14 protein-coding genes are annotated in these 16,573 nt (G+C 42.4%); 12 read left to right on the top strand and 2 right to left on the bottom strand.

The window, feature by feature from the left end; genetic code table 11:
- Positions 1–243 precede the first annotated feature (243 nt).
- From bamB to I6E61_RS08040, 3 genes are all read left to right on the top strand, one after another.
- Entirely contained in the window at positions 244–1,452 is a 1,209-nt protein-coding gene (bamB, locus tag I6E61_RS08050; protein WP_197132869.1) for an outer membrane protein assembly factor BamB, read from the top strand.
- 483 nt (positions 1,453–1,935) lie between these two features.
- Positions 1,936–3,360 carry a ribosome biogenesis GTPase Der gene (gene der / locus I6E61_RS08045; RefSeq protein ID WP_197132866.1) on the top strand — a complete coding sequence of 475 codons (1,425 nt, stop codon included), beginning with the start codon at positions 1,936–1,938 and terminating at the stop codon, positions 3,358–3,360.
- A 185-nt stretch (positions 3,361–3,545) separates the two neighbouring features.
- Positions 3,546–5,483, top strand: a complete 1,938-nt coding sequence (locus tag I6E61_RS08040; RefSeq protein ID WP_197132845.1) for a HAMP domain-containing sensor histidine kinase — start codon at positions 3,546–3,548, stop codon at positions 5,481–5,483.
- Positions 5,484–5,594: 111 nt separating this feature from the next.
- Here I6E61_RS08040 and I6E61_RS08035 read toward each other — a convergent pair whose 3' ends face one another.
- Together I6E61_RS08035 and I6E61_RS08030 are read right to left on the bottom strand one after the other, a co-directional pair.
- Positions 5,595–6,761, bottom strand: a complete 1,167-nt coding sequence (locus tag I6E61_RS08035) for a D-alanyl-D-alanine carboxypeptidase family protein (protein WP_197132841.1) — start codon at positions 6,759–6,761, stop codon at positions 5,595–5,597.
- Positions 6,762–7,229: 468 nt separating this feature from the next.
- On the bottom strand, positions 7,230–7,664 hold the full coding sequence (locus tag I6E61_RS08030) for an MCR_0457 family protein (RefSeq protein WP_110922327.1): 435 nt from the start codon (positions 7,662–7,664) through the stop codon (positions 7,230–7,232).
- A 498-nt stretch (positions 7,665–8,162) separates the two neighbouring features.
- On the opposite strand from I6E61_RS08030, the gene surE reads away from it, so the two are divergent.
- The 9 genes from surE (at position 8,163) to I6E61_RS07985 (ending at position 16,520) form a co-directional block, all read left to right on the top strand.
- Positions 8,163–8,975 carry a 5'/3'-nucleotidase SurE gene (gene surE, locus I6E61_RS08025; protein ID WP_197132838.1) on the top strand — a complete coding sequence of 271 codons (813 nt, stop codon included), beginning with the start codon at positions 8,163–8,165 and terminating at the stop codon, positions 8,973–8,975.
- A gap of 177 nt (positions 8,976–9,152) precedes the next feature.
- Positions 9,153–9,944 carry a peptidoglycan DD-metalloendopeptidase family protein gene (locus I6E61_RS08020; protein ID WP_197132821.1) on the top strand — a complete coding sequence of 264 codons (792 nt, stop codon included), beginning with the start codon at positions 9,153–9,155 and terminating at the stop codon, positions 9,942–9,944.
- Between the two features lie 124 nt (positions 9,945–10,068).
- Positions 10,069–11,370 (top strand): lytic murein transglycosylase, encoded by a 1,302-nt coding sequence (locus I6E61_RS08015; RefSeq protein ID WP_197132818.1) that lies wholly within the window; start codon positions 10,069–10,071, stop codon positions 11,368–11,370.
- A gap of 423 nt (positions 11,371–11,793) precedes the next feature.
- On the top strand, positions 11,794–13,089 hold the full coding sequence (glp, locus tag I6E61_RS08010) for a gephyrin-like molybdotransferase Glp (protein ID WP_197132815.1): 1,296 nt from the start codon (positions 11,794–11,796) through the stop codon (positions 13,087–13,089).
- A gap of 127 nt (positions 13,090–13,216) precedes the next feature.
- Positions 13,217–14,251 carry a GTP 3',8-cyclase MoaA gene (gene moaA / locus I6E61_RS08005; protein WP_197132812.1) on the top strand — a complete coding sequence of 345 codons (1,035 nt, stop codon included), beginning with the start codon at positions 13,217–13,219 and terminating at the stop codon, positions 14,249–14,251.
- A 98-nt stretch (positions 14,252–14,349) separates the two neighbouring features.
- Positions 14,350–14,880 (top strand): molybdenum cofactor biosynthesis protein B, encoded by a 531-nt coding sequence (moaB, locus tag I6E61_RS08000; protein ID WP_197132809.1) that lies wholly within the window; start codon positions 14,350–14,352, stop codon positions 14,878–14,880.
- 8 nt (positions 14,881–14,888) lie between these two features.
- Positions 14,889–15,611, top strand: a complete 723-nt coding sequence (locus I6E61_RS07995; protein WP_197132806.1) for a molybdenum cofactor guanylyltransferase — start codon at positions 14,889–14,891, stop codon at positions 15,609–15,611.
- A 25-nt stretch (positions 15,612–15,636) separates the two neighbouring features.
- Positions 15,637–16,143 carry a cyclic pyranopterin monophosphate synthase MoaC gene (gene moaC, locus I6E61_RS07990; RefSeq protein WP_197132803.1) on the top strand — a complete coding sequence of 169 codons (507 nt, stop codon included), beginning with the start codon at positions 15,637–15,639 and terminating at the stop codon, positions 16,141–16,143.
- A gap of 77 nt (positions 16,144–16,220) precedes the next feature.
- Positions 16,221–16,520 carry a MoaD/ThiS family protein gene (locus tag I6E61_RS07985; protein WP_227685732.1) on the top strand — a complete coding sequence of 100 codons (300 nt, stop codon included), beginning with the start codon at positions 16,221–16,223 and terminating at the stop codon, positions 16,518–16,520.
- Positions 16,521–16,573 lie beyond the last annotated feature (53 nt).

Here is a 16,573-nt window from a genome sequence, read left to right as displayed (position 1 = left end):
TCGTAAATATTATTGACTAATAATGGCACTTGTATTCTACTTAGCTGTACTGATAGTCAGTAACTAACCAACTAACATTGTTCCATATACCAGTTCTATATACTAAATGGCGCAGTAAATCAGTAGCACATTACGACACAGGGCGCTGATTTGACGTGCTTTGCTAATACTATTAGTCGATTAGTTATTTATCGATAGCTAATTTACTAATTAATAATAATTTATTTGTAGTGAGAACTTATAATGACTCAATCTATTCGCTCTAGCAAAACCTCAAAAGCTAAAACCATCAAAACGACGGTTATGCATGTGGCCGTACTGGCAGTAATGAGTACTGCAGTGATTGGGTGTAATCGCGGTATCAAACCCATTGTCAATGATCCGGTAAAGCTGGTACAGATTGCTGAGCCTATTAGTGTACTACAACCTGTTTTTAGTACGGATGTCGGTAATAAAAAAGTCAGTAAAAAAGATCCACTAGATTTGCAGGTTGGTTACACCAATGGACAAATCGTTACTGCATCACGCGGTGGTGAATTGACTGGTTTTAATAATACTGGTGAGCGTCTATGGTCAGTGAATGTTGACGAACAAATCACCGGTGGTGTCGCTTTAGATGCATTGAGCCAAACGGCAATTATCAGCACGCGTAGCGGTCAGGTAATGGCGTTTGATAGTGCCACTGGCGAAAAACGCTGGGAGCAACAGCTATCAGGGTCAGTGTTGACACCTGCACTCATTACCAATAACCGTGTTGTTTTGTCAGCAAACAATGGCTTTTTACATGGCTTATCACTACAAACTGGACAGTCTGTATGGCAGTTTGCCACACAAGTACCAGATATCAGTGTGCGTGGCAGTGCGGCGCCAACACTATTAGATAGTAAGACGGCATTATTGGCTACGGCCGATGGACGTTTACATGCAGTGACAGCGGATAATGGCTTGCCGCAGTGGTCAAGACGCGTTGGCGTTGGTACTGGTAGCAGTGAAGTTGAGCGCATGAGTGATGTTGATGGCATGCCTATCGTTGATAAAAATCAAATGTTCGCCATTAGTTATAGTGGTCAGTTATTAGGTATTGATTTGGCATCGCGCCAAGTGATGTTCGTTAATGAACAAGCTAGCTTAAAAGCGTTGGCCGTCAATACTCAGCAAGTCATTGCGACTGGTTTAGATGGTAAGGTTGTTGCTTATGATCGCAGCACTGGTGCGGTATTGTGGGAAAGTGAAGAGTTGGCTTATCGTCATTTGACCAATCCTGTGATGATCGGCAACTACATTGCAGTTGGTGATTTAGATGGTGTAGTCCATTTATTTGACCCTGCTAGTGGTAAAATTGTCAGCCGCGTAGAAACTAAAGGTGCGTTGAGCAGCTTGCAGGTACAAGGCAGTCGTTTGATGACTCAAAGTACCTCAGGACAAGTCGCAATCTGGCAATTAACACGCTAAGATATTGATTAATAAGCATTAAGTTAAATAATATGTTTTAATATAGTTAATTCAGTTTAAAAGAGAGTCAAGGCAACCGAGTGCAGATGTAACTATGGTACGTCAAGCGGGGTTAAGGCTAGCACTCTTTTATAGAGAATTGACTATAGTACTATTATACGATTTGATTGATCTTGATTTTATAAAATACAAACGCTGCTTAGTCAGCGTTTAGTGCCTTGTGTAAATGACTTGTTTAAACACAGGCTTTCGCGTACTCTATGCGACCGATGCGCTATAGGCGTTATCTATATATATTATCTATACAAAATGTAATCCCCTTTATATAGCATTCATTAATCGCAAAATAGTTGATTATTTGTTTTTGCTATCGTTTTATTATTTATTTTAATTTATGGTCAAGTGCGGTAGGTTCGCTGTTATGTTATTGGTTATCAGAATAACTGTACTGTCCGTCATTTTGCCTTTCACTGAGAGTAATCCATGAGTATCAAGCCTGTGGTCGCCTTAATTGGTCGTCCAAACGTCGGTAAATCTACCTTATTTAATCAGTTCACAAAAAGTCGGCAGGCATTGGTTGCTGATTTATCAGGACTGACTCGTGACCGTCAATATGGCGATGCTACTTACGAAGATAAGTCTTTCATTGTTGTAGACACTGGTGGTATCGGTGAGGCGGATGATGGTAGCGGTAACATCGATGATTATATGTCTGAGCAATCGCATACTGCGATTCATGAAGCTGATATCATTGTATTCGTCGTTGATGCTCGTGCCGGTATGATTGGTGCCGACGCTGAGATTGGTAAGTTTTTGCACACACTTGGCAAGCCAGTATATGTTGTTGCCAACAAGGTCGATGGCGTCCATGATGCTGCGCCTGCCGAATTCTACGCATTAGGATTGGGCGAGCCGTATCCGATGGCTGCCAGTCATGGTCGCGGTGTTGGTAATTTGCTAGAAATACTGACTGCAGATATGCCTGAGCAAGAAAATATTGTAGAGCCAAGAGGCTTAAAGCTTGCCATTATCGGTCGTCCAAATGTTGGTAAATCAACGCTAGTCAACCGTCTGCTAGGTGAAGATCGAGTGGTGGTTTTCGATATGCCTGGTACCACACGCGACAGTATTTACATTCCTTATAAGCGTGAAGGCAAAGATTACGTATTGATTGACACCGCTGGTGTACGCCGCCGCGGTAAAATCGATGAAAAAGTCGAAAAGTTCTCTGTCATCAAAACTTTGCAAGCAATCGAAGACTCTAACGTCACCGTTATTGTGATTGATGCTCATGAAGGTATCGTCGATCAAGATTTGCATATGATTGGCTATGCACTTGATGCGGGTCGTGCATTAGTAGTGGCAATCAATAAATGGGATGGTCTGACGCAGGATCAAAGAGACTATATTAAAATTGAGATGGATCGTCGTTTCAACTTTATCCCTTATGTGAAAATTCATTTGATATCGGCGCTGCATGGTACTGGTGTGGGTAATTTATATCCATCTATCTTACGTGCTTATAAATCATCTATGTTTGAGGTATCAACCAATCGTTTGACTCAGATTTTGCAAGATGCTGTGACTGCGAACCCGCCACCAACCGTGTCTGGTCGCCGAATTAAATTGCGCTATGCACATATTGGTGGTCACAACCCGCCAGTTATCGTTATTCATGGTAACCAGACCAGCTCATTACCTAAAAGCTATCAGCGCTATCTTGAAAACCAGTTCCGTCAGGTATTCAAGCTCGAAGGTACGCCGCTTAATGTCGTTCTTAAACAAAATGACAACCCATATGCAAATAAGAGCGACACTCCTACCAAAGCGAAAGAACAGCAGTTGCGTCAACGTGAGCGTAACCGGGCACAAAAATTCACTACTAAAGATAAAAAACCTCGCAAATAGATAAGACAGTTGACTCATTCATTATTTACTTTATCGCGCCATAGAGTGCGATAAAGTATGCTGTACGCTACTGTATCTGTGGTTGCTTTAGCTGTCATGAAGAGTGAGTGTCTATCAGTTTCACCTATCACACCTTCCTAATAGCTGTAGTATAAATCAATGTTATCTTAACTTAGTTGAGTGATATGAACAGCCGTTCACCGCAAACTATCTCTAAGCTTATCCGGCGCTCTGTCGCACAGGCCCTCATACTAGCTGTGTTAGTAGGCTTTTTATTGTCTTTTATTTATGGTCTGATCTATCACTACGCAGAAAAATATCGGCATGTCCAGCAGCTAGCTACACTACTAACTACCAGTGCATCGACGGCTGATAGCGCCGATGTTGTGGCTGAGCAAGTAAAATTTCTGTTAGAGAATGAACCAAGCATCAAAAGTATTTTATTTTATTCAACACTCCAACCTATTGATGATGTCAGCCAATCAAACGATAATTGGAGGAATGCATTATTTGCAGATACCGTTAGCTTTAACTATCCGGTAACCAGCAACTATATTAATATCGATAGTGACGTCAATGCGTTAACACCTAAGCAGCAATCGGCTACTACTTTATTAGGTAATACACATGAGTCGTCAGCAGCTGATAAAGTCGATAAAGACAGTGCGTTAATTGGTTATATTAATATTACTTTAGATGTGCAATTACTTCGGTTGCATTGGTATCGTAGCAACTCGCTGTTATGGCTTTTTACTACAATACTGGCAGTGCTTTGGGCATTATATATTCTGCGTAAACTCAAATGGCCAGTCAGAGATGTTGAATCTTTGACCGAAGCATGCGATATCGTGTTAAAAAACACAGAGCTTGAGCAGTTACCAGTTATTCCACAACATTTTAATTTTCAAGAGCTGACATTGATTAAAGAGGCTTTCATTGCCTTATTTAATCGTTTGCAAAAAGTCAGGCTAGATTATGAGTCGCTTGCTACTTTTGAGCAGCAGTTACATAGCAAAGATTTGTCTCTCGATGTACAGTTACATAACTTTCAAAGTATGATAACCCATGAGCTGAAAACTTCGCTAAATGCTATTGTGGGTGGCTTACAGTTGCTGGATTACGACTTACTCACTAGAGATCAGAAGGATGCTATTGAAATCATTAGTAGTGGTAGTGATAAGTTAGTATCTTCGCTTGAGCATATTATCCAATTAAATCAAATACAAAAAGGTCAGGTAACTATCAGTTGTAATGAATTCAATCCACTACAATTGATTGCAGATCTCTTGGCAGAGTTTGAGCCTGTTGCTCAGAAGAAAGGCTTAACATTGACCAGTCGTATTCATCATATTGACTATAGCCTTGCAGGTGATGCTGAAAAGATACAACAAATTTTATCGATATTACTTAATAATGCAATCAAGTTTACGCCTGCTGGGCAAGTGATTATTACGTCGCAATTGACCCATTTTGATAAAAGTAATCGTTGGCAAATTAGTGTGAAAGATACGGGTATCGGTATTGATCGTAATCATATAGAGGATATTTTTAATCCATTTTTTCAGGTGGATTCATCACAAACTCGGCAGTACGAGGGGTCAGGTGTTGGGTTGCCTGTGGTTAAGCAAATAGCGCAGCTTATGGGTGCCGCTATCGAAGTTGATAGTACGTTAGGATTAGGTACAGAGTTTACGCTGACGGTAGTAATGCCTACCAAGCACCAGTCGCAGCAGCAGCAGCTATTGGCCGGGTTGACGGTCATTTATTATTATTATCATGAGGTGGGTTTTTTAGGGAACGAGTTGGAGCGTTTAGGAGCAACCGTTATCTACCATCAGCAAGAACAGCTGGTTATTGATGAGATAAGTATCAAAAAAGTAAATATGGTCATGTTTGCAGAGGATATCATTGTAAAAAAAGCAGAGTCCTTAGCCGACCGTATCCGTCGATCTGAAAGTGAGCACCGTGCCTTGTTGGTGTACTGGTATTCACCGCATCGCGCCCAGTATTTAGACAGTTTTGAGCATGGGTTGAAGGTTGCAGGTATCGATTATTGTCGTAGTGCTACTTATAAAGATAAGGCTTTAAGTGATTTGTTAAAAAGTTGGTTAATCTGGAAATAAGCTAAGCTGTCCCTTACCACTTATCACAATTATAAAAAAGACGCCCCATAAGGCGTCTTTTTTATTGAACAACCTGCTTATCAGGCAGGTTGTTCATATCTCATCTGATGCTTAAAAGAGGTTCTGTACCCAACGTGCAAGACGCTGCCAAGTACGGCTCATAAAGCCTGATTCTTCAATATCGCTAGTGGCAATGATAGGCACTGATGCTACGGCCTTACCATCAATGACAGCCATCATTTTACCAATTTCTTGACCTTTTTTGATAGGTGCTTCTAGGCTTTCAGGGATATCAACCACAGTCGTGATTTTATTCTTTTGAGTTTTGCTGGTCAAAATCTGTAAATTATCACCAGTAGTCAGCTCAACTTCGTCCGCTTCTCCGAACCATACTGGGACTTTGCTGACGAATTGTCCAGCAGGTGCTTTGGTAACGGTAGTGAAGTGGCCAAATCCCCAATTGAGAAGTTCACGTGATTGATCAGCACGGGCTTGTTGGCTCTTGGTGCCCATGATGACAGAAATCAAGCGCATACCATCGCGATTGCTTGAAGCAACTAAGCAATAGCCCGCCGCATCAGTGTGGCCAGTTTTTAGGCCATCAACGGTAGGGTCAGTAATGAGCAAAGCATTACGGTTACCTTGGGTAATACCATTATAGGTAAATTCTTTTTCTGAATAAATGTTGTAATAGTCGCCACTGTTTTTGATGATAGCGCGAGCGAGTTTAGATAAATCTAAAGCAGATGCTAAGTGGCCTTCATCCGGCATACCGGTAGCATTGACAAAATTAGAGTTCTCCATGCCAATTTTTTCTGCTTGCTCATTCATTAAGATAGCAAACGATGCTTCGCTACCAGCAATGTGCTCAGCCATCGCTTTTGACGCATCATTACCTGATTGAATGATAATACCGCGTAGCATGTCAATGACGCTGGCCGTTTTATTCACTGGCACATACATACAAGACTGACTGCTACTGCCACGGCACCAAGCATTTGGGCTCATTAACACTTGCTCGTCTTCTTTGAGATCGCCCGATGCTAAGCGTTGCTCAATGATATAACTGGTCATCATCTTGGTGAGAGACGCTGGTGGTAGTGATTCATTGGCATTTTTTTGTGCCAAGATTTCACCAGTGTTGTAGTCCATTAATACATAGGCGGTATTGTCCATCTCGGGTGGCTGTATAGCAGCACTTGCCATCACTGCACTCATTGAGATACTTACACCAACTACCAGCTGTACAAGCTGGTTTTTTACACGCTTTACTGTCATATATCGTTACACCGCATCATGGAACCAAATGTATCTATTGCTTGTATCCTGTACTAATTTTCATACATTATTTTAAGCAGCATGTCTTAAATGCAATGTTTAAAATAATGTATCGACGAAAATATGAATCGCTGCGCAATAGACATAAAATTAACGCCTTATCTTAGCAAAATGAGAACCGATGGGGAATCGATAAATACAAAAAATAAGGCGCGACTAAAAACAAAGAAGAATATTTATGGAAGGTTTGGTTATAGCCACAAAAAAGCCTGCTGCACCGTCTATTATTTTGAGCGGGGCTACAGCAAGCTTTTATCGTACAAATTAAATCACACAGTTTTTAAGTCTATTTCTATACAGACCCTATACCGCTTTTTTATTATCGTTGATGATAGCGGGTTTGTCATACTACTGGCAGTAGATTAGTTGTATCTAGGTACTAATAATTAATCGTATCTAGCCTAGCGACTAATATTCAGCATTCGCTAAATCTTCACACAGTGCTTTGTTCTCTTGTTTTGAGAAACCCATCGTCCAACTACGAATGCCTTGTAAGATTTGACGATAGTCTTGTTGAGTTGATAGATATTGAATGGCTGCTTTTGGATCCTCTAGAGACGGCATCAATTCGTGCAGCTGCACACCATATGATTTATAAAAACGCTGTTTTTGGTTACCATTCAGCATCGGAGGACATATCTCTGACAGCACTTGCATCACTGCAATTTCATGCTTGGTTATGTTTACGCCAGCCATGTCTAGAGGTATGGTTGTGTCGGGGTTATTCGCCGCAAAAGATGCTTGAGATAGCATAGCAGCAGACGTTATTAAGCCTGCAAGACCAAATTTTGGTGCAGTTTTCGCTATGACAGAAGCTATAGATAATATCGATTGATTTTTCATTTAGCATTACACTCGCTTATCTTTATTTGATGGTCATATGTTAATGGCTAAAAAAACAAAAGTCACATAAAATATTGACTTATGTGTAGATGTCTTGTGAGCCAAAGGCATTTTTTAGCAACATATCAGCAGCATATACTTGTAAGTTACGTCAGCATAAAAATATAAGTTTATATTGTTGTCCGTTGTTGCCTATTGTAACGTGAAGCGCGATGTTTTTGCCCCTGCTAATGTTAGTGACTATACGGATAAAGTCATTAGTAAAATAACAAATCAGCTAGATTCTAAGCAAAGACATGGTTCGTGTCAGGATACTATGTAGGGTATAATCTTTTATCGTCACGATTGCACTATAGCCTTGATATACTGAACTAATATCGTGCAATTTTTTCATGACTGTGATGTTATCACTTTTGTTTTCGGTTCTAATTATAGCAATTTTATACCGATAAAGTTCATAAGTGGACAGGCGGTCATTTATAAATATATTGAGTAGCAATGAAATTTTTGATTAGTAATGATGATGGGGTTTATGCGCCAGGGTTATTGGCACTGTATCAGGCATTGTCTACCATTGGTGACGTGGTAGTGGTTGCACCAAATAGTGAGCAGAGTGGTTATGCTAGTGCATTGAGTGTGACTACGCCATTACACACTCATGAACTGCCTTCTGGATTTATCGCTGTGAACGGTTCGCCTGCAGACTGTATTTATTTAGCGTTGCATGAGTTATATCGTCATACACGTTTTGACTGGGTGATTACGGGGATCAACTCGGGTGCTAATTTAGGGCAAGATGTTATGTTTTCTGGTACCTTTGGTGCGGCTTTAACAGCGCAGCTTTTTGGCGTTCCAGCTATCGCAACTTCTTTAGTAGGCGGTGGTGTCAAAGGAGGTGGGCAAGAGCAAGTCAGTCATTATCAGCTGGCGGCAGATGAGATAGTCAAGCTATTAGCTGAAACTTCAATATTAGATGCCTGCAAAAATTTGCCCTATCACGTATTAAACGTTAATATTCCGAATGTTAATCATGCCGATGAGATCAAAGGTCGCAAGATAACCTCGTTGGGGCATCGTCAGGTTGCACGTCCTGTGCACCATATGGTCGATCCACGCGGGCGAGATGCCTATTGGCTGTCGCTACGTAAATGTAAACATGAGTTGCCAGAAAAAACGGAAGATATACAATCATCTGCCATACAATTGACGGATGACCAAGCAGTGGCAGCGGGCTATATTAGCCTATCACCAGTGCGACTCCATCATACGCCAGCTGCCGCGCTAGATAGTTTATCTACGTTAGCCTTATAAATGCGCTATATAAAACGATGAATAGCACTAGGTAGGTGGTGAAAGGCAAAATAATATGTCGATTATCAAATGACCGATGGTGGTAATTGTCAAATATTCAAGTAGTATAAAAGTTAGCAACATGCTTGTGAGTCACACAAGACGTTTGTGAGTAATGTAAAAAATAGGAAACCTTGTATGAAGAAGCTTATTGCTGGATCACGCTTTGCAACAGCGGCATTGATTGGCACTCTAACAGTAGCAACCTTAACGATAGTAGGTTGTGCCACCAAGCCTACTTACCAATCAGCTAACCAAGCTGGCCCTACGATTATCACCAATGCACAAGGCATTCCTAACTATCATCGCGTGCAGCGTGGCGATACGGTCAGTCAAATCGCCGAGCGCTATCGTATCAGTTATCGTCAAATTGGTACGCTCAATGGTTTGGACAGTAAATATACGATTTATAGTGGTCAATGGCTCAAGCTATGGCAAGGTGGCCAAGAGACGGCAGCGAATAACACGTATACACAGCCTCAGCAAACCTATACACCTCCTGTAACGAGTACGCCTCAGAATAACTCACAAAATCCTGTCTATGCAGTGACTGCAAACGCAACGTCAGGTTATGAATATCCGAGTCGCAATCAAGTCACTCGTAATTTTGATGCGGCAGCTGGCACGATGGGTATGTGGTTTGCTGGTAATGTTGGTGATCCAGTGCTTGCCAGTCAGTCTGGAACAGTGCTTTACTCAGGTAATGGCCTAACAGAATATGGCAACCTTATTATGATTCGTCACAGTGATAACTACATCACTGCCTATGCACACAATAGCGAGCTACTGGTCAAAGAAGGTGATGCGGTACAGCTGGGCCAACGCATTGCAAGCATGGGTAACAGTGGTCAGACTAACCAAGTTGGCTTAGAATTCCAAGTACGTCTAAATGGCAATCCTATCGACCCACGTGCGGTATTGGGACGTTAAGTTTGACACCGTATTTTTAATTGTTTGGCAAATTTAGTCGCTTTATTGATATTGCTTTATGAACTTAATTTGAATAAAGTTGTTTTGTTTGAGTCACTTTACTTATTCATACCTGAGAATTTTTATGATGTTAAAAAAACAGTACATTGCTTTTTTCCCAGCCTTAGTCATGGTTGGGTGTACGAGCCAACAGGCCATGCAAGAATCTAACAAACCCGTGCGTCAAGGCAATGTTGAGATTACCCAGACCCAAACGATACAAGTGAAACCAACACCGCAGCCAGTAGTCACGCAGCCAGTAGCAAAGCCAACTTACAACAGCTTCTATGATTGGAAGTCGGATTTTTCCATGCGTGCAATTGCATCAGGCAATGATGCGGCAACTGTCCGTCGTTTGCTTGACTCAGCTTACTTAAATCAACAAGTGATTTCGCTAGACTCAGGACAGCCAGAGTTCTCTAAGATGCCTTGGGAATATGTAGATTCTGCTGTATCTGATGGACGCGTAAGTACCGGTAAGCGTAAGTTTGCCGAGCAACGTGCGTATCTATCGCAGTTAGAATCACAGTATGGTGTGAGTGCAGAAATTGTCGCTGCTATCTGGGGTATGGAGTCTTCATATGGCGTTGTGACTGGTAATAGTAGTCTGCCAAGCTCGTTGGGTAGTTTGGCTTATGACGGTCGTCGCCAAGAGTTTGCAGAAACTCAGCTACTGTCATTAGCGACGCTATTACAGCGTGGTGATGTGTCATGGTCACAGCTTGAAGGCTCTTGGGCTGGTGGTATGGGTCAGACTCAGTTTATCCCTGCCACGTGGCTTAAGCATGGTGTCGATGGTGATGGTGATGGACATCGCAATCCATGGGCTACTGGCGATGCTTTGGCTTCTACGGCTAATTACCTAAGCAATTCAGGTTGGGTCCGTGGGTTAGCACCGTTTTATGAAGCGACGGTTCCTACCTCGTTTGATTATTCAACCGTTGGTAGCAAGCAGTCGGCGGCTAGATGGGCCGCAATGGGCGTTGATACAATAGCGGATGTGTCGTTGGATGCTAATACAGAAATGGAGCTATGGCTACCAGCTGGCAAGGATGGCCCAGTATTATTGTTAAGCCCAAACTTTGATGTAATCAAAGTCTATAACAACTCATCAAGCTATGCACTAGGGGTGAGCTTACTGGGTAAAGCAATCACAGGACAAGGCGGCTTACAAAAATCATGGCCGCGCTATGAGCGTCCGTTATCGACTACTCAGGTACGCAATTTACAACAGCGTTTGACCAGTGCAGGCTATGACACAAAAGGCGCTGATGGTATTGTTGGTACTAATACTCGTATGGCATTCCAACGCTGGCAGGGAGATAATGGTCAGACTCCAGATGGCTTTATCACCCAGCGTAGCGCGTCTTCATTAGCATCATGGTGAGAGAAGCTATTGCTGTTCATACGTGATATAAGTGCCACTATTTTCGACCGCTAATGTTTCAATGATTACGTTACTTTGTTCTACAAAAAGCACCTTGCCAAGGTGCTTTTTTTGCCTCAGTCTATGGGTGATTTTGCTGATAGCTATCGAGACGATGAATAGGGAGCACTCAAGCTGAATATACTGCGGTTTTGTCAAAACTTATCAGGACAAGGTTAATACAAGAAAATTACGATTGTGAGTGCTAGACTCTAAGGCGTGTCCTCATTTTTATCACCATTTTTAAAATGAGGACAGGCCCTAGAAAACGGGATTTTTTAAGCCACGTTTTTTAACAGCAGCTTTTAGATGATAATTTTCAAATAACAGTTTTCGAATAACAGTTTTCAAATAATAAATAGAATAATCCAAAGAGTGTGCAATATGATTACCATGGAAGAACTACAAGCGGCGATAAAGAAGCGCATAAATAACTACAACGATACCGACTTTCCACTACAAAATAGAGATCTGCAGACGTGCGATTTATTAGACAGTCGCAACCATATTTTGGCGCAAGAAATCACCTCGACATTTGATGTGCCCAGGCAAAATCTATCTGCGATGGATGGTTATGCGATTGCTCAAGGTAGCGAGCTATCAAAAGACAGCACTATCGACATTATCGGAGAGTCTCAGGCTGGCTGTGCTTATACAGGTGAGTTGGTAGTAGGGCAAGGTGTCCGTATCTTTACGGGTGCAGTAGTGCCAGACGGTTGCGATACGGTTATTATGCAAGAGAACACCAATTTTTCGGACATAAAAGATACGCTCGATAAATCACAACCTTATGCCATAATGCTATCACAAGCAGCTCAGGTTGATAGCAATATCCGCTCGCAAGGCGAAGAGATTGAGTCTGGTGAAGTTGTTCTCAAGATAGGCAAGCGTATTAACCCTGCCGATATCAGCTTACTGGCAAATTTAGGTATCAGCCAAGTTCGTATATTTGAGCCGCTGACGGTAGGTGTTCTAGCAACTGGTGATGAACTTGTGGCGATTGGCAGTGAGCTTACCAGCCTCGCGCAAATATATAACTCCAATACCCCAACGCTTAAAAGCCTCCTATCAGACTTACCTATTGTCATTCGTGACTATGGCATTGTTCCTGATAACTTAGAGCAGACAACCGCTGCTGTTCATGATGCCATGCAAGACTGTGATGTCATTATCTCGACAGCGGGCGTGTCTGTTGGTGATTATGACTTTTTAACTACTGTAATTGAGCAGTTAGGACAAATTAATCACTATAAAGTCGCTATGAAACCAGGCAAGCCTTTCGTGTTTGGTGAATTGAACAAAGACATTGACAAGCCAGTGCTGTACTTTGGTCTACCGGGTAATCCATTATCCACAGTCGTTGGCGCGCTACAGTTTGTGATACCAGCGCTGTGGCAGATGTCAGGCGCGGACGTGTTAGAGCAGCCTATGCAGCTGAGTATTCAAGCCACGCTCACCAATGACATCAGAAAATCAGCAGGTCGTAAAGACTTTCAGCGCGGTGTGCTGTCACAGAATGCAGTAGGCAGTTATGAAGTCGAGAGCTTCACCAGTCAGCAATCTCATAGAATAAAGCAGCTTAGCCGTGCCAATTGTTTTATTGTATTGCATAAGGACAGCGGCAATGTCTCCGCAAATAGTACGGTCACGGTACAACCTTTTCCTTGGTTATATAATTAATTTCCTATGTGTTAACTTACTATAAGGTGAGTATCAAACAACTGATAGTGACTTCTAAAATGGTATGCTAAACGCAAATAATAAAGTAATGCTTATAGATAGTAAGCAATACTGACGGTAGTAAAATATGAGTGATAATAACGTCAAAATAGGCAGTGCTCAAAAGTACTCGCCACTGGAAAACTATGAACCCCTGACGGATGGGTTTTCACGTCGTCTGACTTATCTGCGTCTATCTATCACTGATTTTTGTAATTTTAGCTGTGAATACTGTCTACCAAATGGCTATCAAGGCAAACGTCCTGATGACGAATTGAGTGTGCCTGAGATTGCCACATTAATACGCGGCTTTGCCCAAGTAGGGACTAAAAAAGTCAGAATTACTGGTGGTGAGCCTTCTATTCGCCGCGATGTTGTTGAGATTATAAAAACGATTAAGCAAACTGATGGCATCGAGACAGTGGCTATGACCAGTAATGGTTATAAGCTCGGCAAGCATTTGGCCAGTTGGCAAGCCGCAGGACTGGATCAGCTCAATATCAGTATGGATAGCTTTGATGCCGAGACCTTTCATAAGATGACTGGCTTTAATAGTTTGCCGCAGCTGCTCATCGATATGGATATGCTATTAGAAACGACAGATATTAAACTCAAAATAAACGGTGTTTTGATGGCAGAGACGGCCTTCGAAAATCTCATGGATGCCATCGACTATGTAAAAGACAGAAAAGTCACCTATCGTTTTATCGAGTTTATGCAGACCAGTGATAATAGCGATCTGTTTTTTGCCCAGCATGCGCAGTCTGATATCATCACTGACTATCTATTGGATCATGGCTGGCAACCACATGAGCGTGGGAGTAGCGATGGCCCAGCGGTAGAGTACAGTCATCCTGAATATGTAGGCCGTATCGGTATGATCGCACCTTATGCCGCGCATTTTTGTGATACCTGTAATCGCCTGCGAGTTAGCAGTCAGGGTAAAGTGCATTTATGTCTGTTCGATCAAGGCAATTACGATATCCGTCCGTATCTGCAGCAAAACGATGTGCAAGGACTGGTGAATACCTTACATGAGTTTATGCCGATCAAGCCTGAGCACCATCATCTGCACGACTCTAACAGTGGCATCATGCACAATCTATCAATCATTGGTGGTTAATGTGTATAACCATTAAGCATGACACACGACATTGAATAGCTAGAATGCCAACGACATTTTTAAACATACTATAAAATCATATGTATAAAGGACTTTTTATGAGTAAACCTGCTGCAGAGTTTATCCCACTTAATATAGCTGTATTGACCGTCTCCGACAGTCGTACGCTAGCACAAGACACGTCAGGGCAGTACTTAGTCGATAGTCTAGAAGAAGCAGGCCACCATCTGGCAGACCGTCAGCTGATTACCGATAATATTTATCAAATAAGAGCCGTGATTAGTGGTTGGATTGCGGATCCGAAAGTCCATGCCGTGATAACAACTGGCGGCACAGGGTTTTTCATTAGAGACAGTATGCCAGAGGCTGTAAATGTACTGTTCGATAAGTCTATCGATGGCTTTGGTGAAATGTTCCGTCTCATCTCAAAAGATGAGATTGGCATGTCTACCGTGCAGTCGCGGGCAGTGGCTGGCATGGCAAATGGCACGGGCATATTCTGCTTGCCTGGCTCATCTGGAGCGTGCCGTACTGGTTGGGAAGGTGTCTTAAAAGAGCAGTTTGATAGTCGTACGCGTCCCTGTAATTTTGTGCCACACTTCTTGGCACAAAACCCAAGTCACGACTGATATTGCCAATGATGACTACCTCAAATCGTATGAATGGCTTGGCAGGCATTGTTATTTTAGCTGGTGGCGCCTCTAAACGTATGGGTACGCCCAAAGCGGAGCTTCCTTTGCCGACAGGGGAACGCTTGCTCGACTATCATGTCCGTCATGCGCTCGAGCTAAATGTGGCTGATACCAATCTGCCTATTATGATTGCAGACAATGGTCGCGGGTTTGATATTGATGCAGATTTGATGCAAAATCGACCGCATTCGGCTGTTTCTCATATCCCTGATTATATTGCTAATAAGAGTGATGAACAGATGGATACGGCTGGTGCATTGGCCGCTATTGAGTCTGCTATGCAAACATTGATGAAGGTAAATGCTTCAGCGGCTGGTTCAGTGACCATAGCTAACAGCGAGCCATCATGGCTGATGGTCATTAGTTGCGATAGTTTGATACCGGCGACTGATTTGTGGCACGAATTGCAACGGGCGAGTGCTCAGGCCGCGGATAAAAAAGTCATTTGCTTAACAGATGACAGTCACTTATACCCACTATTAGGACTTTATCAGTTGGGCATTGAGCCTGATTTAAAAGCCTATATTGATAGTGGTCAGCGCCGAGTGATGCCGTTTATCAAACCTATGGTGCAATCTGTACCCTTTGCAAAGAGCTGGCAGCACTTGACCAATTTTAATACGCCTGAAGATTTTGCACAGGCATGTACGGCTTTAAATAATTTATAAAAAAGTCTATCGAGAGAAAGCATAAATGAATATCAGTAGCCAAGAAAACAACCAGTCGACCTTGTCTCATTTAGACAGTGACGGTGATATCACTATGGTTGATGTCAGTGGCAAGACCGCCACGACACGCGAGGCTCACGCTGTTGGGCAAGTGCGTTTCCCAAGCGAGATTTATACCCAAATTAAAGCAGCTGATGGCATGACCAAAAAGGGCAGTATCACGCAGACGGCTCATATCGCAGGTATCATGGCGGCCAAGCGTACGCATGACCTCATTCCACTTTGTCATCCGCTGCCATTGGATAAGATTGGCTTGAGCTTTGAGTATGACGATGCCAGTCATAGTATTAGTGTGAGCGCGACGGTCAAAGTCACCCACAAGACTGGAGTCGAGATGGAAGCATTAACAGCCGTCAGTGTGGCTTGCTTGACCATTTATGACATGACCAAAGCACTGTCACATAACATCACCATCGATGATATTCGTCTGATTAAGAAGACGGGTGGTAAATCCGATTATCAACACAAATAGCATTATCAGATTTTGTTTGAACACTTAGCAATATAATAAATATGAAGATCGACAGCTTGTAATAAATGGAAGGTTTTATGAGTACTACTGATGTTATGGATAATGTTGACATAGAAAAAAACAGTGAATCATTAATGACTATTAATATTCTATACTTCGCCAGTCTAGCTGATGAAGCGGGCTGTCATGAGGAAAAGGTGAGCATTGACTCATCAATGTCGCTTATTGATTTATATACACAGTTGAGTCAAACACATCGCTTTAGCCGTCCACAATCAGAGCTGCGAGTGGCAGTAAACGATTATTTCGCTAAGTGGACCGACCCTATTTCTGATGGCGATAGTGTGGTGTTTATCACGCCAGTTGCTGGTGGCTAAATTAATAAATGGATAGATAGGTGTATAGGTATTCATAACTATTCAACGGACAG

It is taken from the genome of Psychrobacter sp. NZS113 (assembly GCF_015864825.1).
Classification (GTDB): Bacteria; Pseudomonadota; Gammaproteobacteria; order Pseudomonadales; family Moraxellaceae; genus Psychrobacter.
This window is presented reverse-complemented; position numbering and strand designations above follow the sequence as displayed.